Source organism: Cellulomonas composti (assembly GCF_007990245.1).
GTDB classification, from domain to species: Bacteria; Actinomycetota; Actinomycetes; order Actinomycetales; family Cellulomonadaceae; genus Cellulomonas; species Cellulomonas composti.
The window spans coordinates 19,086-37,621 of the sequence record NZ_BJWG01000014.1 but is presented as its reverse complement, the minus strand read 5'-3'; the positions used below and the strand labels follow the sequence as shown (position 1 = coordinate 37,621).

Here is an 18,536-nt window from a genome sequence, read left to right as displayed (position 1 = left end):
TCTCACTCCCGCCCAGGACCGAATGACAACGGTGTGGTTATCCACACCGTTGTCCACCGCTGGGGACGAATGACACCGGTGTAACTATCCACAGGGCCGTCCACTGCTGAGGACGACGGACGACGAGCGACGAAGGTCAGCGCCAGCGCGTCGTCATGCCGAAGCCGACGAGGATGAGGCTGGCGCCGACGGCGAGGTTCCAGGTGCCGAGGAACGGCAGCGGCAGGGAAGAGCCGTCGGTCGAACGACCGATGTAGAACACGACGATCCAGAGCAGGCCGACGACCATCAGCCCGAGCATGACCGGGACCCACCAGCGCGGGTTGGGCTTGGCCGCCTGCTTCTGCGGCGGCGGCGTGTAGGTCGCCTTCTTGCGCGACTTCGACTCGGGCACCGGTTTGCTCCTGTCCAGCGTTCGGGGTGTCCACGGCGGCTGCTCTCGCAGACGCCTCGGCGTGAGCTCGACGCGAGCTCGCCGTCGAGGATGCGCCGTCACCTAGCGTAGTGCGCGACAATACCCGCCCGAGCCGTCTCCACTGGCACCAGGAGCCCACGTGACCGACCACCCGCACCGGCGGCGTCGCCCGCGCGCGCGCGGCACGGTCTCGGTCGCGGTGGTCCTGGCGCTGTCCGGCGCGCTGTTCGCGGCGAACGCGCAGTTCTCCCGGGCCGACGAAGGTCGACGTCACCCCCAGGACCTCGCCGAGCTCACGCAGGGCGAGATCGACCGGGTCGGTGACCTGACCACCCAGGTCGACGACTTGCGCGCCGACGTCGACCACCTGACCGAGACCGGCGGCGACGGGGTGCAGGTCGGCACACCGTCCGAGGCGTACCTCGTCGAGGGCGGGCTACTGCCCGTCGCCGGGGGAGGTCTCGAGGTCCGGCTCGACGATGCGCCCACGGACCAGCCCGGTCTCGAGGGCATCAGCCCCGACGTGCTCGTCGTGCACCAGCAGGACATCCAGGCCGTGATGAACGCGCTGTGGGCGGGCGGCGCCGAGGCGATGACCCTCATGGACCAGCGCGTCATCTCGACCAGCGCGTTCCGGTGCGTCGGCAACGTGCTGCGGCTGCAGGGGCAGGTCTACTCGCCCCCCTACGTCGTGCAGGCGATCGGCGACCCGAAGCGGCTCAAGGCCGCGCTCGCGGCGTCGGAGACCGTGCAGGCCTACATCGAGGACGCGGACCAGGTCGGTCTGGGCTGGTCGGTCGACAGTCACGACGAGCTCCTGCTGCCGGCGTTCGCCGGTTCGACCGAGCTGCAGTACGCGGCCGTGCCGCCGGGCACGACCGTCCTCCCGGGGCTGCCCGTCGAGCCCGAGCAGGGGACGTCGTCATGAGCACGCAGGAGGAGCAGACCTCCGAGGTCGCGCCGCCGCCCCGGCAGTCCCGGGGCGCGCGGGCCTTCTTCGGCACGATCGGCGTGCTCGGCGAGATCCTCATCACGCTCGGCGTGCTGCTGTTCGGGTTCCTCGTCTGGCAGCTGTGGTGGACCGACGTGCAGGGCAACCGCGAGCAGGAAGCGATCGTGCGCGAGCTGCCCCGGCACTCGGTGCCCACACCGGAGCCGGAGGCCACCGAGACGGGTCCGATCGTCGCGACCCCGCGTCGCGACGCCCCTCCCGTGATGGCCGAACCAGCGCACGCCGAGACATTCGCGACGATCCAGGTGCCGCGGTGGGACGGCGAGCCCGAGCGGCCGATCAGCGAGGGGACCGACAAGGCGGGCGTGCTCGACAAGCTGGGCGTCGGGCACTACGTGGGCACCGCGATGCCCGGGGACGTCGGCAACTTCGCGATCGCCGCGCACCGCACGACCTACGCGAAGCCGTTCAACCGCATCGAGGAGCTCAAGGTCGGGGACGCGGTGGTGATCCGCACCGCGACCGGCGACGGCGGGCCGGGCACGGACACCTGGTACGTGTACCGCGTGACGTCCTCCCGGGTGGTCTATCCGAAGCAGACCGAGGTCATCGCGCCGGTCCCGGGTGAACCCGGTGCGGTGCCGACCGAGCGGATGATCACGATGACCACCTGCCACCCGATGTTCTCCGCGCGGCAGCGTTACATCGTGCACGGCGTGCTCGACTACTGGGCGCCCGTCGCGGACGGCACCCCCGCCGAGCTGCTGGAGGGCGCATCATGAGGACCGGAGGGGGACGCTGATGTACGGCTGGTTGTGGCGGCACCTGCCCGGGCCGACGGCCGTGCGGGTGGTCCTGCTCGTGGCGCTCGCGGCGGCCGTCGTGGTCGTCTGCTTCGCGTGGGTGTTCCCCGCGATCGCGCCGTACATGCCGTTCAACGACACCACCGTGGGGGAGTGAGATGACGCGCATCCTCGTCGTCGACAACTACGACTCGTTCGTCTACACGATCGTCGGGTACCTCAACCAGCTCGGCGCCGAGACGGTCGTCGTGCGCAACGACGCCGTACCGCCGCTCGAGGAGCGCACGGGGTTCGACGGCGTCCTCGTCTCCCCCGGTCCCGGCACGCCCACCGAGGCCGGCGCGAGCATCGAGGTGATCCGCGACTGCGCCCGGACCGGCACGCCGATGCTCGGCGTGTGCCTCGGCCACCAGGCGCTGGGCGAGGTGTTCGGCGGCACCGTCACGCACGCGCCCGAGCTCATGCACGGCAAGACGAGCGAGGTGGAGCACGACGGCGAGGGCGTCCTCGTGGGCCTGCCCACGCCGTTCACCGCGACGCGCTACCACTCGCTCGCGGTCGTCGACGGCACGGTCTCCGACGAGCTCGAGGTGACCGCCCGGACGCACGGCGTGATCATGGGCCTGCAGCACCGGACGCTTCCGCTGTACGGCGTGCAGTTCCACCCCGAGTCGGTGCTCACCGAGGGCGGCCACCGGCTGCTGGCGAACTGGCTCGCGGTGTGCGGCGACGAGCACGCCGTCGAGCGGTCGGAGGGGCTGCACCCGCTGGTGCGGCTGTAGCCCCTCCGGGGCTCACCGGGTCAGCCGCCGTTCCCGCCGTCACCGTCGCCGTCGCCGTCTTCGGTGGGCTCCTGCGTCGGCTCGTCGGGGCCCTTCGAGACGTGGATGACGATGCGCTGCGTCAACGGGACCGTCTGACCCGCGGCGGGGTCGGTGTAGAGCACGGTGCCGACGGCCTCGTCGGACGCGTCGTCCTGGCGGGTCACGTTCGTGAGCCCCAGCGCGGCGAGCGCGGCCACCGCGTCGTCGTAGGACATGCCCGCGATGTTGGTGGGGATCGTCGCGGTGGTCGGCGCGATCGCGATCTCGAGCGTGACCCGCGTGCCCTGCGGGACGAGCCCGGCCTGACGATCCTGGCTGACGACCGTGCCGGGGGCCTGGTCGGCCGTCTCGACCTCACGCACCGTCGAGCTCAGCTTGAGGTCGGACAGGATCTGCTCCGCCTCGTCCTGCGTCTTGCCCACGAGGTCGGGCAGCTCGACGTTGCCGGTCGAGACCCACAGCGTGACCTGGTCACCCGGCTTGGCGATCTCGCCGGCGGCAGGGTCGGTCTTGGTGACCTGGCCGGCCGGGAAGTTCGGGTTGTTGTCCTCCTCGCGATCCGGGTTCACCAGGAGCTTGACGGCCATGAGGTCGGCCTGCGCCTGCGACTCGGTGCGTCCGGCGACGTTCGGGACCTCGACCGCGTCCGGTCCGCTGGACACGACGAGGTTGACGACCGACTCGGCCTCGACCTCGGTTCCCTCGACCGGATCGGACGAGATGACCAGGCCGGCCTCGATGTCGGCGGACTGCTCGAGCTTGGTCTTCGAGATGAGGTCCGCGTCCGCGAGCGCCTTTTCGGCGACCTCCCTGGTCAGCCCGACGACGGGCGGTACCGCGACCTTCTCGGCCGCGTCGTCGCCCGAGTTCGCGAGAAGCCAGACGATGCCGCCGACCGCGAGCACCGCGATCGCGACGAGCAGCCAGATGAGCCACGGCTTGCGATCGTCGTCCTCGGGTTCGGTCGAGGTGAGCTCACCCGCTCCGGTGGAACCCCACGCCGGGGGGACCGGCGCAGGGGTGAACGTCTGCGTCGCGGCGACCGCCGGGGCGAGCACCTGGGTCGCGTCGGTCAGCGGTCCGGCGGCGACGACCGCGGCGCCGATGGCCGGCGCGGCGACGACCCCGCCGCGCATCATCGTCTCGAGGTCGGCGCGGAACTCCGCGGCCGTCGAGTAGCGCGAGTCGCGTTCCTTGGTCAGCGCCTTGAGCGTGATCCGGTCGAGCGCGTCCGGCACGTCGGAGGCCAGCGTGCTCGGCACGGGCGGCTGCTCGCGGACGTGCTGGTAGGCGACAGAGACCGGCGAGTCGCCGGTGAACGGCGGACGGCCCGTGAGCATCTCGAACAGCAGGCAGCCCGTGGAGTACAGGTCGGAGCGCGCGTCGACCGTCTCGCCGCGAGCCTGCTCGGGTGAGAGGTACTGCGCGGTGCCGATCACGGCCTGCGTCTGCGTCATCGAGGCGGCGGAGTCCGCCATCGCGCGGGCGATGCCGAAGTCCATCACCTTGACCGCACCCGTGGGCGTGATCATCACGTTCGCGGGCTTGATGTCGCGGTGCACGATCCCGGCGTGGTGCGAGTACTCCAGGGCCGACAGCACGCCGACCGTGATCTCGATGGCCTCCTCGATCGGCACGGCAGCGCCGTCGTGCAGGATGTCGCGGACCGTGTGCCCCTCGACGTACTCCATGACGATGAACGGCACGTGCGCGACGACGCCGGTCGGCTCGGTGAAGACGTCCTCGCCGGTGTCGTAGACCGCGACGATCGCGGGGTGGTTCAGCGCGGCGGCCGCCTGGGCCTCGCGCCGGAACCGGTTCTGGAACGACGGGTCGCGCGCCAGGTCCGATCGCAGGATCTTGATCGCCACCGTGCGGCCCAGGCGCGCGTCGTGGCCGATGTGCACCTCGGCCATGCCGCCGCGGCCGATGAGCTCACCGACCTCGTACCGGCCGGCCAGGATGCGGGGTCCGTCGTCCACCACTAGGCGTCCTCTTCATCTCGATCGGGCCCGTTCACGGCTGACCGCACCGCGGGTTCGGGCACATCCTGGCTGATCTTCCCATCACTCGGCATGTTTGGTGCGGAGGCCGAGGTCACATCCTGGGCAAGGTTCGGCGGGGTCAGGGGGCCCTCCGCGCCGATGACCTTGCCCGCGAGGGCCGCACCGAGCAGCGCGACGAGCAGCAGCACGAGCGCCAGGAGCGGCCAGGTCATGTGTCCGAACCGCCCGAGTCGCGGCCCCGAGCCCTGCAGGGGCGGTCGCGACGAGACGGTGCGGTGAGCGGGCTCCCCGCCCGGCCGCGGCGGGCGGCGCGGCGGGTAGGACGGCGGCGCTCCCACGGCGGCCGTGGTGGGGCCGTCGGGCGCGGGTGCGGGTGCGGCGGGCAGTCGCGGCACGGGGTCGGGTGCTCGGTCGGGACGTGTCACGACGACGGGCACGCCCGCGGGTGGGGTGCGCGGCACGAGCCGGTCGAGCTCGGCCGCGAGCTCGGCACCGGAGGCGGGCCGCGCCGCCGGGTCCTTGGCGAGCAGGCGGACGACGACCGCGGCGAGCTCACGGTCGACGCTCGCGGGCAGCGGCGGCACGGGGTCGTTGACGTGCGCGACCGCGATGTCGACCGCGGTCGGTCCGGTGAACGGCCGCCGTCCGACGAGCGCCTCGTAGGCGATGATCCCGAGCGAGTACAGGTCGGAGGCGGGCGTGGCGGGCCGGCCCACCGCCTGCTCGGGCGAGAGGTACTGCGCGGTGCCCATGACCATGCCGGTCGCGGTCATCGTCATCTGGTTGCGCGCGAGCGAGACGCCGAAGTCGGTGATCTTCACCCGGCCGCCGCGGCCGAGCAGGATGTTGCCCGGCTTGACGTCGCGGTGCACCACGCCGGCCTCGTGCGCCGCGTGCAGACCGCGCGCGGTCTGGGCGAGGATCGGCAGCAGCCGGCGGGCCGGCAGCACGGGCTCGCGTTCGAGCAGGTCGGACAGCGGTTCGCCGACGACGAGCTCCATGACGAGGTAGCCGGAGCCCTCCTGCTCGCCGTAGTCGTAGAGCTGCGCGATGTTGGGGTGCGAGAGCGCCGCGGAGTTGCGCGCCTCGGTGCGGAACCGCTCGAGGAATCCGGCGTCCCCGGCGAACTCCGCCTTGAGCACCTTGACCGCGACCGAACGCGTGAGCGACTCGTCGTAGGCGTCCCAGACCTCGCCCATGCCGCCGACCGCGATCCGCCGGACCAGCCGGTACCGGTCGCCGAGCGCGACGCCCTCCGCGGTCCTCATGAGTTCAGCACCGCCTCGATGACGGCGCGCGCGATCGGCGCGGCGATCCGGCCACCGGTCGCCTCGTTGCCCGCGTTGCCGCCGTGCTCGACGATGACCGCGACCGCGACCTGCGGGTTGTCGGCTGGCGCGAACGCGGTGAACCAGGCGTGCGGCGCGGCGCCCTCGGTCGTCTGCGCCGTGCCCGTCTTGCCCGCGACCTGCACGCCGCTGATCTGCGCGGCCGTGCCGGTGCCGCTGTTGACGACGCCGAGCATCATGTCGGTGAGCTGTTGCGCGGTGCTCGCGGAGACGGCCCGCGAGAGCACCGAGGGCTCCGTGGTCGAGACCACCGACAGGTCGGCGGCGCGCACGCGGTCGACGGTGTACGGCTTCATGAGCACGCCGTCGTTGGCGATCGCGGCGGCCACCATCGCCATCTGCATCGGCGTGGCCCGCACGTCGAACTGACCGATCGCGGACTGTGCGGTCTGCGGCGCGTTCAGGTCGGCCGGGAAGACGCTCTTGACCACGTCCATCGGGATCGTCAGGCCCGAGTCGAAGCCGAACTTCTCGGCCTGCTCGCGGATCGCGTCGTCGCCCAGGTCCATCCCGAGCTGCCCGAACGCGGTGTTGCACGAGACCCGCAGTGCCTCCGCGATCGTGATCGGGTCGCTGCCGCAGCCGCCGCCGCCGAAGTTGCCGATCGTCGCGGAGGACTGCGGCAGGTCGAGCACGGTCGGCGCGGGGATCTCGGTGTCCGCGGTGTAGCCGTTCTCGAGCGCGGTCGCAGCGGTGACCAGCTTGAACGTGGAGCCCGGCGGGTACGTCTCGAGCGTGGCGTTGCTGCGCAGCGGGTTGCCGTCCGCGCCGGCGAGCTGGGTGTAGGCGGAGCTGGCGGCGGCGACGTCGTGCGTCGCGAGCGCGTTCGGGTCGAAGCCCGGCGTCGAGACGAGCGCGAGGATGCGGCCCGTCGACGGTTCGATCGCGACGACGGCGCCCTGCTGGTCGCCGAGGCCTTCGCGTGCGGCCCGCTGGGCGGCGGGGAGGATCGTCGTCTCGACCGCCGCGCCCTCGGGCTTGCGGCCTGTGATGAGGTCACGCAGGCGTGTGAAGAAGAGCTGGTCCCCGCGGCCGGTGAGCGCGTCGTTGGCGGCGTGCTCGAGCTGCGTGCTGCCGTGCACGATCGAGTAGAAGCCGGTCACGGCCGAGTACGTGTCGCCGTCGGAGTAGGTGCGCTGGTAGCCGTAGGAGTCGTCGACCTTGACCGACTGCGCGACCGCGTCGCCCGCGACGACGATCGGGCCGCGCGCGTTGCCGTACTCGCGGTACAGCGTGCGCACGTTGCGCGAGTCGCTGTTCAGCTCGGGCGCCTTGACGTACTGCACCCACGTGGACGCGCCCATGAGCGCGACGAACATCACCAGCATCACCGTCGCGAGGCGCCGCAGCGGGGTGTTCACGGGCGCCTCCCGATCCGCTCGGTGGGCTGCTCGTCCTCGAAGTCGCGTTCGTGCGCGCCGCCGCCGCCACCGACCGAGATGGGCGTCCGGTGCGGCGGGCTGTCGTAGTCGTCGTCGGCCTCGGGGGGGAGCAGGTCGGGATCGACGCCGCGCACGAGGGCTGGTGCCGGGCGGCGCGCGTCGTCGGAGATGCGCAGCAGGAGCGCGACCGCGACCCAGTTGGCCAGCAGGCTCGAGCCGCCGTACGCGAGGAACGGTGTGGTCAGTCCCGTGAGCGGGATGAGCCTGGTGATGCCGCCGACGACGACGAACGTCTGGAGCGCGATGACGAACGCGAGGCCGCCCGCGAGCAGCTTGCCGAACCCGTCCCGCACGCCGATCGCCGTGCGCATGCCGCGCTCGGTCAGGATCGCGTACAGCATGAGGATCGCGAGGATGCCGGTCAGGCCGAGCTCCTCGCCGAGCGAGGCCATGATGAAGTCCGACTCGGCCGCGTACACGAGGTCCGGCCGGCCGTTGCCCAGCCCGGTGCCGAACAGCCCGCCCGACGCCATCCCGAACAGCCCGCGCACGAGCTGGCCCGAACCGCCGGGGAAGCGCTCGAAGACCACCGGGTCCATCGCGTGCAGCCACGCCTCGAACCGCGCCGCGACGTGCGCGAACGCGGACGCCGCGGCCATCGCGCCGCCGACGAACATGACCAGGCCGATCACGACCCAGCTGATCCGCTCGGTGGCCAGGTAGAGCATCGCGACGAACACGCCGAAGAGCAGCAGCGACGTACCGAGGTCGCGCTGCACCACGAGCACGGCCAGCGAGACGGCCCACACGACGAGGATCGGGCCCAGGTCACGCGCGCGTGGCAGCTGCAGGCCCGCGACCTTCGGCCCGGCGAGCGCGAGCGTGTCACGGTTGGAGACCAGGTAACCCGCGAAGAAGATCGCGAGCGCGATCTTGGCGAACTCCGCGGGCTGGAAGCTCTGGCCGCCGACCGACACCCAGATCCGCGCACCGTTGATCGTCTGCCCCAGGCCGGGCACGAGCGGCAGCATGACCAGCGCGAGCGCGACGACCATCGCGGTGTAGGTGAAGCGCCGCAGCGTGCGGTGGTCGCGCAGGAAGATCAGCACGGCGGCGGCGAGCGCCACGGCGATCGCGGTCGTGACGAGCTGGCGGGACGCGAAGCCGTGCGCCATCTCGCGCGACTCGTACGCCAGGTCGATCCGGTAGATCATCGCGAGGCCGAGCCCGTTGAGCGCGACGGTGATCGGCAGGATCACGGGGTCCGCGTACGGCGCGCGCCAGCGCAGCACCAGGTGAACGGCGAGTGCGAGCCCGGCCAGCCCCGCGCCGTACCCGGCGGCATCGGGCGGGACCACACCCTCGACCCCGAGCCCGACGAGCGCGTACGCACCGACACCGATAGCGATCGCGAGCACCAGCAGCCCGAGCTCGACGCCTCGGCCCGCCCGCACGCGGTACGCCTCGACGGTCGCCATCACGTCGAGATGCCGTCCGCGTCGTCGACCTCGATCTGCTCGACGAGCCGGCGTGCCGCGTCCAGGTCGTCGGCGTGGATGGTCTCCTCGACGCGCTCGCGGACGTAGGTCGAGGAGATGTCCTCGACCGCGATGCCGGTCTGCTCGACGACGTGCGCCAGCTCGATCGGGCCGAGCGAGCCCGGGACGCCCTGGAAGATCGCGACCTGGCCGTCGTCGACCCCGACGAAGTACTGCGTGCGGGTCCACGCGAACGCGATCGCCACGAGCCCGACGACGAGCACGACGAGCGCGACGACGACGACCATCGGACGCACCCGGCGCCGGCGCGAAGCCCCGGTCGGGTCGTCGTCGTCCTCATCGGTGTCCCCGGCGGGGCCCCCGGCGGGGCCATCCGGGTCGTCGTCGGGTTCGCGGGGTTCGTCGTCGGACTCGTCGCTCTCGTCGTCCTCGTCGTCCTCCGGACCGGAGCGGGAGCCGGAGCGGGCCGACGCGGATCGGGTGAGACCGGCCGCGCGCGCGGCGGGGCCGTCGGCGGCGACGGTCGGGTCGTCGCGGGTGATCGCGGCGGCGCCCACGACGGTCGACTGGGTCGTCGGCGCGTCGCCGTCGGCCAGCTCGTCGAGGTCGACGACGTCCGCCAGGACGACCGTGACGTTGTCGCCGCCGCCCGCGCGCAGCGCGAGCTGGACCAGCCGGTCGGCGCACGTGTCCAGGTCGGTGAGGTCGCGCAGCGTCGTCGCGATCGTCTCGTGGCTGACGAAGCCCGACAGGCCGTCCGAGCACAGCAGCCAGCGGTCGCCGACGCGCGCCTCACGCACCGACATGTCGGGTGTCAGGTCCATGTCGAAGTCGCCCAGCACGCGCATGACGACCGAGCGCTGCGGGTGGTGCTCGGCCTCCTCCGGCGTGATGCGGCCCAGGTCGACCAGGTGCTGCACGAAGGTGTGGTCGATCGTGACCTGCGTCAGCTCGCCGTCGTGCAGGAGGTAGCCGCGCGAGTCGCCGAGGTGCACCATCGCGAGCTTGTTCCCGGCCCGCAGGATCGCCGTGACGGTGGTGCCCATGCCGGCGAGCTCGGGCTCGACCAGGGTGCGGGCCTTGATCTCCTCGCGGGCCTCGTCGAGCGCGCTCTCGAGCTCCGCGAGCGCGTCGTCGGACCCGTGCGCCTCGTCGTCGAGCGGTGCGAAGGCCGCGACCGCGATCGAGGAGGCGATGTCGCCGCCCGCGTGCCCGCCCATGCCGTCGGCGACCATCAGCAGGTGCGGACCCGCGAACGCGGAGTCCTGGTTGTTGGAGCGGACCAGCCCGACGTCGGACCTGGCCGCATAACGCAGTGCGACGGCCACGGACTACCTCTGCAGCTCGATGATGCTGCGGCCGACCCGGACGGCCGTGCCCACGGTGAGCAGGACGGGCGCCGTCAGGCGTTGCTCGCCGACGAACGTGCCGTTGGTGGACCCGAGGTCCTCGACGTACCACTGGTCGCCGCGCGGGAAGATCCGCGCGTGCCGCGAGCTGGTGTAGTCGTCGTCGACCACGAGCGAGCAGCCGGGTGCGCGGCCGATGAGCACGGCGGACTGGCCGAGCGGCACGGTCGTCCCGGTGAGCGGGCCGTCCGTGACCACGAGCCGCGTAGGGGCGGCGGCGCGGGTCGAGCGAGGGCTGCGGGGCTCGGCGGGGGCGGTGCCCACCGTGGGGGCGGCGGCCGTCATCGGCTGGCCCGACGCTGCGGCGCGGCGCTCGCGGCGCGTGATGCGCGTGCCGTACAGGTCGCGGCGCAGCACACCGATCGCGGAGAGGACCAGGATCCACAGCAGAGCCAGGTACCCCAGCCGCAGCAGGGTGATCGTCAGTTCGCTCATCGGGCCCGCGTCACTCGTCGGAGCCCTGGTCGCCACCCGTCCAGAACAGGATGCGCGTGCGCCCGATCGTCAGCGTGTTGCCGTCGAGCAGCGTCGCGGCGGGCACGGAGTGCCCCTCGACGAACAGGCCGTTGGTGGAGCCCATGTCGGTCGCGACCACGCCGTCCGGGGTCACCCGGATCTCCAGGTGCCGGCGCGAGACGCCGGGGTCGTCGACGATGATGTCCGCCTCCGAGCCCCGTCCGATCACCGTGACGGGCCCGGTCAGCAGGTAGCGCTGACCGTCGATGTCGAGCAGCGGGTGGCGTGGGCTGGGCGCCGTGCTCGTCGCGGGGGCGACCGCACCGCGCACCGTCGCGGAGTGCACCTCGAACCGTCCCGCCTCGAGCTCGACGTTCTCCGAGAAGCTCACGGTCACCGGCCCGACGAACGCGTAGCGCTGGCTCGCGGCGTGGTCCGTGACGTTCGCGGCGAACTCGTCGGCCAGCGCCTCGGCGCCCCAGGACTCGACCTGGTCGTAGTCCGCGGTGGCGAGCTCGATCGTGAACTCGTTGGGGACGACCGTGCGGTCCCGCCCGACGACCGCCGCCTTCTCGTCGACCTCGCGGCGCAGCCGGCTGGCCATCTCGACGGGCTTGAGGTCGCCACGGAAGGTCTTGGCGAACACGTTGTTCACGGCGCGTTCGACGCCGTTCTCGAACTTGTCGAGGAATCCCATGCCCACCTCCTTCCGCCGGACCCGAGCAGTGCCGGAGCGCCCGCGCGAAGACGCAGGCCCGACGATCCGCCTCGATGGTATCCGCGCGCAGCCGTGGCGGTGCGCTGCACCCCGGGGTGGGCGGTTCGGCGCGCCGGGTTCTGTGCTCGGTCGGCGTGCCGGGTGCCTGCGTGTGGGTGGGCGGGCGCAGGCTGGGGGCATGGCGACGATCTCCTGCTCGTGCGGCGCGACGACGACCACGCGGGGCAACCCGCTGCGCGGCCTGAGCCTCGAGGACCGGGTCGAGCTGGTGCGCACGGCGTTCGCGGTCGACGACGGGATCGCCACGCTCGAGCTGGACGGCTCGTGGCACCCCGGCGGCGAGCCGGACGTCGCGTGCGTCGTGCTTGCCGACGTCGACCTGGTGGATGCGTGCGTCGGCCTGCGGGCCGACGAGCGTCGTTCGTTGTCCACGCTGCTCGGGCTGTCCCACGTGAGCGGACGGCTGCTGCCGGCGCCGGTCGAGGTCGGGCCGGTGCGGTTCCGGGTGACGCCGGCCGAGGAGTTCACGGGCGCGGTGACCTACCTGGTGTACGACGGCCCGCGGACGCTGCTCGAGATCACCGAGCAGCTCGACGACCGCCGCACGCTCGGCCTGCTCGTCGCGCTCTACCAGGACCACGGCCCGGCCGCGGTGGTGCAGGTCGACGGCCTGGCCCCCCGCCTCGGCCTGGCCGCCGCGATCGCGGGCGTCACCCGCGCCCGCACCCCCCACGTCGCCTGACCCGCCCGCCCGCCCCCCGACCTGCCGCCCACCCGGACAGCTCCAGCATCGACGGACGGCTCCGGCGTCGCTGGACCGCTGCGGTGCGGGGTCCGTGGACGTTCGAGATGTCCGTGGACGCGCGGGCCGTCCGTGGATGCGGGGCGCCCGCCCGCCGCGCCCGGTGGACCGTGACCTCGGCGCAACACGCCGGACACAACTCGCTCGTACCGTCACGGGACAGGGCGAGGACAGCGCTGTCGTACCCGACGGTCGGTTCCCGTCCCTGACGGGCGAGGGAGGGGCACCGGGATGTTCGAGCACGTCGACCCGTTCATCGGCACGGACGCGACCGCCCTGCCCGCGCCCACCGGCCTGGCCGCGAGCTGGTGGTGGCCCAAACCGCAGGTCGGCAACACGCACCCCGGCGCGGCGTACCCGTTCGGCATGGTCTCGGCGTGCGCGTACTCGGGCGCCTACCCGACGGGCTACGGCCGCTACGACCTGTCGACCGAGGGCCTGCCGCCCGTGCTGCACGACGGGCTCGTGGCCAGCGGGTTCACGCACTTCCAGCAGTCCGGCACGGGTGCGATCCGCAAGTACTACAACTACTTCCGCGTGACCCCGATGCTGCGGCCGCTCGACGACCTGGGCCGGGTCTGGGACATCGTCGAGGAGCACGCCGAGCCGGGTTACTACGCCGCGACGCTGAGCTCGGGCGTGCGGGCCGAGATCACGGTCGGCCCGAAGTCGGCGGTGCACCGCTACACGTTCCCGGCGCACCACGACGCCCGCGTCGTCATCGACTTCTCGCTGGGCGGGCTCGACATCCCGTTCGGCCGCACGGTGCCGCTGCGCGCGCACCTGGGCTCGATCGGCGCCGGGTGCGCCGAGGGTGAGGTCGTCGTCGAGGGAGCGCCGCTGGCCGTGCGCGTGGAGTGCGACGCGCCCGGCTGGCGGCAGATGCTCTGGTACGACCGGCGGCTCATGCCCGGCGGGACGCGCCTGGACTTCGATCGCATCCGTCCGACGACGCTGCGGCCCTTCGGGCTCATGTGGGCCGGACCGACCGAGCCGGGGCAGGTCGTCGAGCTGCGGTTCGGGTTCTCGCTGCGCGGCGTGGACCAGGCGCGCGAGACGCTGCACCGCGAGTGCGGTCCGATCGCGCCGGGCATCCCGACGTTCGACCGGCGTCGGGCGGCGACGACGGCGGTGTGGCGCGAGCACCTCGGCACGATCGCGATCGACACGCCCTCGTCGGACAAGCACCAGGTGTTCGCGACCGCGCTGTACCACTCGCTCGTCAAGCCGTGCCTCGCGCCCGACGAGTCGCCGTTCTGGCCCTCGCCGGGACCGTTCGCGTTCGACATCGCGACGATGTGGGACATCTACCGCACGCACCTTCCGCTCATGACGGCCCTCGTGCCGCAGCGGGCGGTCGAGCTCGCCAACGCGCTCCTGCAGATCGCCGAGGAGGAGGGCAACCTGCCCATCGGCTACCGGATGGCGCGCGGTGCGGACCGGTTCTCGCGGCAGGGGTCGGCGCTCGCGCACACGTTCCTCGCGGACCTGTGCGCGCTCGGGCTGCCGGGCGTCGACTGGGACTGGGCGCTCGTGCACATGAACGACGACCTGCGGCGCACCTACGGCGAGGAGTACCTGCAGAAGGGCATCACGCACCCGGTCAGCCACACGCTCGACCTCGCGTTCGGCTACTGGTGCACCGCCGTGGTCGCGGCGCGCGTCGGGGACCGCACGCTCGTCGAGCAGCTCGGCGCGCGCGCCGGGGGCTGGACCCGGGCGTTCGACCCGACGGACGGCCTGCTCGTCGACTCCACCTGGTACGAGGGCGGCAAGTGGAACTACTCGTTCCGGCTGCTGCACGACATGGCGGCGCGGATCGCGCTCGCGGGTGGCGACGACGCGTTCGTCGGGATGCTCGACCGGTTCTTCGGGTTCGGATCGGACCCCGTGCGGCAGCCGGGCCTCACGCCCGGTCCCGACGAGATGGCGGCGGGCTACGCCCTGAACCGCTTCGAAGGCCTGAACAACGAGCCGGACATGGAGGCCCCCTGGTCGTACATGTACGCCAGCCGGCCGGACCGCACCGCGCAGGTGGTGCACGACGTGGTCCACCAGCAGTTCGGCACCGGCCGCGGCGGGCTGCCCGGCAACGACGACTCGGGCGGGCTGTCGTCCTGGTACGTGTGGGCGAGCCTCGGGCTGTTCCCGGTCGCCGGCCAGAACCTGTTCCTGCTCAACGCGCCCGCGTGGCGTGAGTCCCGCATCGACGTCGGCGGTCGGCCGCTGACGGTCGAGACCACGGGTTTCGTCGAACCCGAACCCGGCGGACCGGCTCAGTACGTGCAGTCCGTGCACCTCGACGGCGCCCCGCTGGACCGCCCGTACCTGACGGGTACCGAGGTGCACGGTGGCGGCCGCCTGCTCGTCGGGCTCGGTCCCGAACCCTCCGGGTGGGGCACGACGAACCGTCCGCCCAGCGCCCCGCGTCCACCGAGCGACCGCCGTCCGACCGAGAGGACCTCGCCGTGACCTCCACCCGACCCACCCGTCGTCTCGTCGTCGTCGTGCGCGCCGATCCGGTCATCTGCGGGCACTCCGGCGAGGCCCGCAACCTCGCCGAGGCCGCGCTGCACCGTGGGTTCGACGAGGTCCGCATCGTGACCTGGCCGGTGGACCGCCTCCAGGCCGCCGGCCTGCCGCTCAAGCCGCTCGACGGCGTCCTGCCCTACAGCGACGGGATCGTCGTGGAGCGGCCCGGCCCCGTCGGCGACTACAAGGTGCCGGACGGCCGCTACCTCGCCGGGCTCACGGGCCGCCTCGTCGAGCTGTTCACGGACGGCGTGCCGACCGTCGCGATGTCGCTGTACCTGTCCCCGCACGCCGCGGCCGTCGACGACGCGGTGCGCACCGCCCGGCGCACAGGTCTGCCCGTGGACGTGGTGACGGTCGCGGAGGCCGTGGGCTCGGACATCACGAACGTCGTGCGGGCGTGCGTCGAGGAGGACCGGTTCGGCGCCGCCGCGCAGGTGCTCACGCAGTACCTCGCGCACGACGTGTGCCTCGCCGTGTCTCGGTACACGCGCGACCTGGTCGTCGCGGAGGCCGCTGCGCTCGACGCGCGGCACGGCACCGCGTTCGCCGAGCAGTGCGCGCAGCGCGTCGCGATCTCCTACCCGGCCGTGGACGTGGCCGCCTACCTCACCCGTGACGACGACGAGACCGCCGCCGCGCTCGGCGCCCGCGGCCTGGACCGCGGCGGCTACGTCCTCTACCTGTCGCGGCTCGCGCACGCCAAGGGCGTCGACGACCTGATCGACGGCTTCGTGGCCTCGGGTGCGCCCGCCGCGGGCATGCGGCTGGTCGTGGCCGGCAACGGACCGCAGGCCGACGACCTGCACGCGCGCGCCGCGGCCAGCGGCCACGCCGAGGCGATCACGTTCCTGCACGACGTGGGCGACGACGAGAAGGTGCACCTCATGGCCGGCTGCGCGGCCTTCGTGCTGCCCAGCAAGCCCCGCCCCGAGTTCGTCGAGACCTTCGGCATCGCCCTCGTGGAGAACATGCTCGCGGGCGGCGGGCCGGTGGTCACCACCGAGACGGGCGGCATCGGCGAGGCGGTGGGCGACACCGCGATCGTCGTGCCGGTCTCCGACCCCCGCGCGATCGCGGCCGCGATCGACCGGGTGCTCGCGATGGGGCTCGACGAGCGGGCCGCCTGGTCGCATCGCGCCCGTGAGCACGCCATGCAGTTCGACCGCGCCGTGGTCCTCGACCGCATCCTGGAGCGCGTAGCGGCACTGCACCCCGCACCCCGCCCGCCCCGCGCTGTGCTGATCGGGCCCTGACAGTGGCACGCTGGGTGCCGTGAGCCTGTTCCGACGAAAGCCGCGCGTGCACGCCGAGGTGCTCGACGGGTTCCACGCCGCCGAGGCGCCGGCGCTGCAGCGCGCGATCGTCGGCGCGCTCGGGCTCAGCGCGACGCATCTCGACCGGGTGCACGACGAGGTCGAGCTGGTCCGGGGCAAGAACGGGCGGGTCGCGCTCGTCTGGCACGAGGCGTTCGTCGGCTTCGCGCCCCACGACCGCGAGGCCGCCCTCACCGCGCTGCTCGACGCCCACCCCGACGCCGTCGTCCAGGTGCCCGGGACCCTGTTCCGCGTCGGCATGCTCTGGCGCGTGTGGATCGGGGTGGTCCCGCTCGAGCTGCCGCCGGTGCCCGACCGGCTCGACGAGCTGCCCGTGCAGGAGCCGTCGATCTTCGGCATGCCGATCAACCGGCTGCGGCACTGAGACGCGCGGGCGCCGCGACTACGCGCCGCTCGTCGTCGGCTGCTGGACCACGTCCGTGGCGCGGCGCGGCAGCCGCCTGACCCACGCGAGCGCGAGCAGCGCGAACAGCGCGAGGAACGCGAAGCCTGCGCGCAGCGCGTCGAGCTGCGCGTCGGAGTAGGTCGCGACGAGCTCTCTGACCTGCTCGTCGGGTAGCCCGGCGTCGGTCGCGGCCTGCTCGACCTGCGTCGTCGAGACGAAGTTCGCGCTGCTCTCCGCGGTCGCCGCGACCTGCGCCTTCACGTCGTCGGGAAGCGTGTCGCTGCGCATCACCGCGTCGGTGAAGCCCGAGGCGAGCAGTGCGATGACGATCGATCCGACGAGCGCGACGCCCATCGACGCACCGAGGTTGAGCGACGTGCCCTGCAGGCCGCCGGCCTCGCCGCCGCGGGTCGGACTCACCGAGGACATGATGATGTTGCCGACCTGCGAGGCCATGAGGCCGAGCCCCGCACCCAGCAGCGCCATGCCCGCGGCGAAGCCGAACGAGCGTAGGTCCGGCGCGATGAAGCCGAGGATGACGACCTCGCCCACGAGCAGCAGCCCCAGGCCCGCCTGGATGATGCGCTGCGGCGACATCCGCCCGGCCAGCACCGCACCGCCGAGCGCACACACGAACAGCGCGACCGACAGCGGCAGGATCCGCTTGCCGGTCTCCAGCGCGTCGAAGCCGAGGACCGTTTGCAGGTAGAGCGGCAGGACGAAGAACGACGCCTGGATGATGAACGCCTGGCAGGCCTGCACGACGAGGCCCGCCCGCATCCGCGGGATGCCCAGCAGCTTGAGGTCGAGCAGCGGCTCGTCGCCCCTGTCGGCGACCGCCGTCTCGCGCCGGGCGAACAGCGTCAGCACGTACGCGCCGAGCACCAGCAGCCAGATCGTCGGGGACAGGCCCAGCAACACGAACGGCGCGTTCGGCTTCGGGAGCACCCAGCCCCACTGGCTCGACTGCAGCACGCCCAGCACCACCGCGCCGAGGCCGGCGGCGGAGAGCACCGCGCCCAGACCGTCGAGCTTGCTCGGACGGCCCGCGGTCCGCGGGATGAGCTTGAGGAAGAGCATCAGCACGACGACGATCACCGTCTCGGCCGCGAACACCAGACGCCACGTGTAGTTCGCGGTGACCCAGCCGCCGATGAGCGGCCCCGCTGCCATCGACGCGCCGGCGACGCCGCCGAGGATGCCGTAGCACAGCGCGCGCTGCCTGCCCTCGTACGTCGCGGCCGTCAGTGCCGCGATCGCGGGGATCACGAACACCGCGCCCAGGCCCTCGATCAGCGACCATCCGAACAGCAGCACCCCGAGGTTCGGCGACATCGACGTGATGAGCGACCCGGTGCCGTAGATCAGCATGCCGATCCAGAACGTGCGCTTGGCGCCCCAGCGGTCGCCGATCTTGCCGCCGATCAGCATGAACGCGGCCATCACGAGCGTGTACATCGTGATCGCCGTCTGCAGCCCGACGACCGTGGTGTCCAGGTCCTCGACCACCTGCGAGATCGACACGTTCATCACGGTCGTGTCGAGCACCATGATGAACTGCGCCGCCGCCAGGATGCCGATGACGCCCCAGCCGGCCTTCCGCGGGGCGGCCGTCTCCGGCGGCTGCGTGACCTGCTCCGACATGCCCACTCTCCTCGCGACGCCGT

General features: G+C 72.6%; 17 protein-coding genes. 8 read left to right on the top strand and 9 right to left on the bottom strand.

The genetic code is table 11. The features are described from left to right. Nucleotides 1-136: 136 nt before the first annotated feature. Nucleotides 137-394, bottom strand: a complete 258-nt coding sequence (locus CCO02nite_RS13720) for a cell division protein CrgA (protein ID WP_146843747.1) — start codon at nt 392-394, stop codon at nt 137-139. Between the two features lie 160 nt (nt 395-554). Here CCO02nite_RS13720 and CCO02nite_RS13715 point away from each other — a divergent pair, with 160 nt between their 5' ends. From CCO02nite_RS13715 to CCO02nite_RS13705, 4 genes are read left to right on the top strand one after another with little or no spacing between them, the layout of a single operon-like run. Beyond that, the gene (locus CCO02nite_RS13715) at nt 555-1,343 is read left to right on the top strand and encodes a DUF881 domain-containing protein (protein WP_146843746.1); all 789 of its coding nucleotides are present in this window, start codon (nt 555-557) and stop codon (nt 1,341-1,343) included. Then, complete coding sequence (locus tag CCO02nite_RS13710) at nt 1,340-2,149, top strand: class E sortase (protein ID WP_146843745.1); 810 nt, start codon at nt 1,340-1,342, stop codon at nt 2,147-2,149. The genes CCO02nite_RS13715 and CCO02nite_RS13710 overlap by 4 nt, the downstream gene beginning before the upstream one ends. A 19-nt stretch (nt 2,150-2,168) precedes the next feature. Then, a complete protein-coding gene (locus CCO02nite_RS15785; RefSeq protein ID WP_186812707.1) occupies nt 2,169-2,327 on the top strand; it encodes a hypothetical protein in 159 nt (52 codons plus the stop codon). 1 nt (nt 2,328) lies between these two features. Beyond that, complete coding sequence (locus tag CCO02nite_RS13705) at nt 2,329-2,952, top strand: aminodeoxychorismate/anthranilate synthase component II (RefSeq protein WP_146843744.1); 624 nt, start codon at nt 2,329-2,331, stop codon at nt 2,950-2,952. Between the two features lie 20 nt (nt 2,953-2,972). On the opposite strand, the gene pknB is transcribed toward CCO02nite_RS13705, so the two are convergent. From pknB to CCO02nite_RS13670, 7 genes are read right to left on the bottom strand one after another with little or no spacing between them, the layout of a single operon-like run. After that, the gene (gene pknB / locus CCO02nite_RS13700) at nt 2,973-4,979 is read right to left on the bottom strand and encodes a Stk1 family PASTA domain-containing Ser/Thr kinase (RefSeq protein WP_146843743.1); all 2,007 of its coding nucleotides are present in this window, start codon (nt 4,977-4,979) and stop codon (nt 2,973-2,975) included. Then, on the bottom strand, nt 4,979-6,268 hold the full coding sequence (locus CCO02nite_RS13695; RefSeq protein ID WP_146843742.1) for a serine/threonine-protein kinase: 1,290 nt from the start codon (nt 6,266-6,268) through the stop codon (nt 4,979-4,981). The genes pknB and CCO02nite_RS13695 overlap by 1 nt, the downstream gene beginning before the upstream one ends. Further along, nucleotides 6,265-7,710: a peptidoglycan D,D-transpeptidase FtsI family protein gene (locus CCO02nite_RS13690; RefSeq protein WP_146843741.1), complete on the bottom strand. Its 1,446-nt coding sequence runs from the start codon at nt 7,708-7,710 to the stop codon at nt 6,265-6,267. Before CCO02nite_RS13690 ends, CCO02nite_RS13695 begins: the two co-directional genes overlap by 4 nt. After that, nucleotides 7,707-9,209, bottom strand: a complete 1,503-nt coding sequence (locus CCO02nite_RS13685) for an FtsW/RodA/SpoVE family cell cycle protein (protein ID WP_146843740.1) — start codon at nt 9,207-9,209, stop codon at nt 7,707-7,709. Before CCO02nite_RS13685 ends, CCO02nite_RS13690 begins: the two co-directional genes overlap by 4 nt. Beyond that, nucleotides 9,209-10,558, bottom strand: a complete 1,350-nt coding sequence (locus CCO02nite_RS13680; RefSeq protein ID WP_146843739.1) for a PP2C family protein-serine/threonine phosphatase — start codon at nt 10,556-10,558, stop codon at nt 9,209-9,211. The genes CCO02nite_RS13685 and CCO02nite_RS13680 overlap by 1 nt, the downstream gene beginning before the upstream one ends. A 3-nt stretch (nt 10,559-10,561) precedes the next feature. Next, on the bottom strand, nt 10,562-11,074 hold the full coding sequence (locus tag CCO02nite_RS13675) for an FHA domain-containing protein FhaB/FipA (protein ID WP_146843738.1): 513 nt from the start codon (nt 11,072-11,074) through the stop codon (nt 10,562-10,564). 10 nt (nt 11,075-11,084) lie between these two features. Continuing rightward, nucleotides 11,085-11,792, bottom strand: a complete 708-nt coding sequence (locus CCO02nite_RS13670; RefSeq protein WP_146843737.1) for an FHA domain-containing protein — start codon at nt 11,790-11,792, stop codon at nt 11,085-11,087. A gap of 199 nt (nt 11,793-11,991) precedes the next feature. On the opposite strand from CCO02nite_RS13670, the gene CCO02nite_RS13665 reads away from it, so the two are divergent. From CCO02nite_RS13665 to CCO02nite_RS13650, 4 genes are all read left to right on the top strand, one after another. Further along, the gene (locus tag CCO02nite_RS13665; RefSeq protein WP_146843736.1) at nt 11,992-12,555 is read left to right on the top strand and encodes a hypothetical protein; all 564 of its coding nucleotides are present in this window, start codon (nt 11,992-11,994) and stop codon (nt 12,553-12,555) included. A gap of 291 nt (nt 12,556-12,846) precedes the next feature. After that, nucleotides 12,847-15,087: a glycoside hydrolase domain-containing protein gene (locus tag CCO02nite_RS13660; protein ID WP_146843735.1), complete on the top strand. Its 2,241-nt coding sequence runs from the start codon at nt 12,847-12,849 to the stop codon at nt 15,085-15,087. After that, the gene (locus CCO02nite_RS13655; protein ID WP_146843734.1) at nt 15,084-16,403 is read left to right on the top strand and encodes a glycosyltransferase; all 1,320 of its coding nucleotides are present in this window, start codon (nt 15,084-15,086) and stop codon (nt 16,401-16,403) included. The genes CCO02nite_RS13660 and CCO02nite_RS13655 overlap by 4 nt, the downstream gene beginning before the upstream one ends. A gap of 19 nt (nt 16,404-16,422) precedes the next feature. After that, complete coding sequence (locus tag CCO02nite_RS13650; RefSeq protein ID WP_246117555.1) at nt 16,423-16,848, top strand: hypothetical protein; 426 nt, start codon at nt 16,423-16,425, stop codon at nt 16,846-16,848. Between the two features lie 18 nt (nt 16,849-16,866). Here the strand turns inward: CCO02nite_RS13650 and CCO02nite_RS13645 are convergent, their stop codons facing one another. Continuing rightward, complete coding sequence (locus tag CCO02nite_RS13645; protein WP_146843733.1) at nt 16,867-18,513, bottom strand: MFS transporter; 1,647 nt, start codon at nt 18,511-18,513, stop codon at nt 16,867-16,869. Between the last annotated feature and the right edge of the window lie 23 nt (nt 18,514-18,536).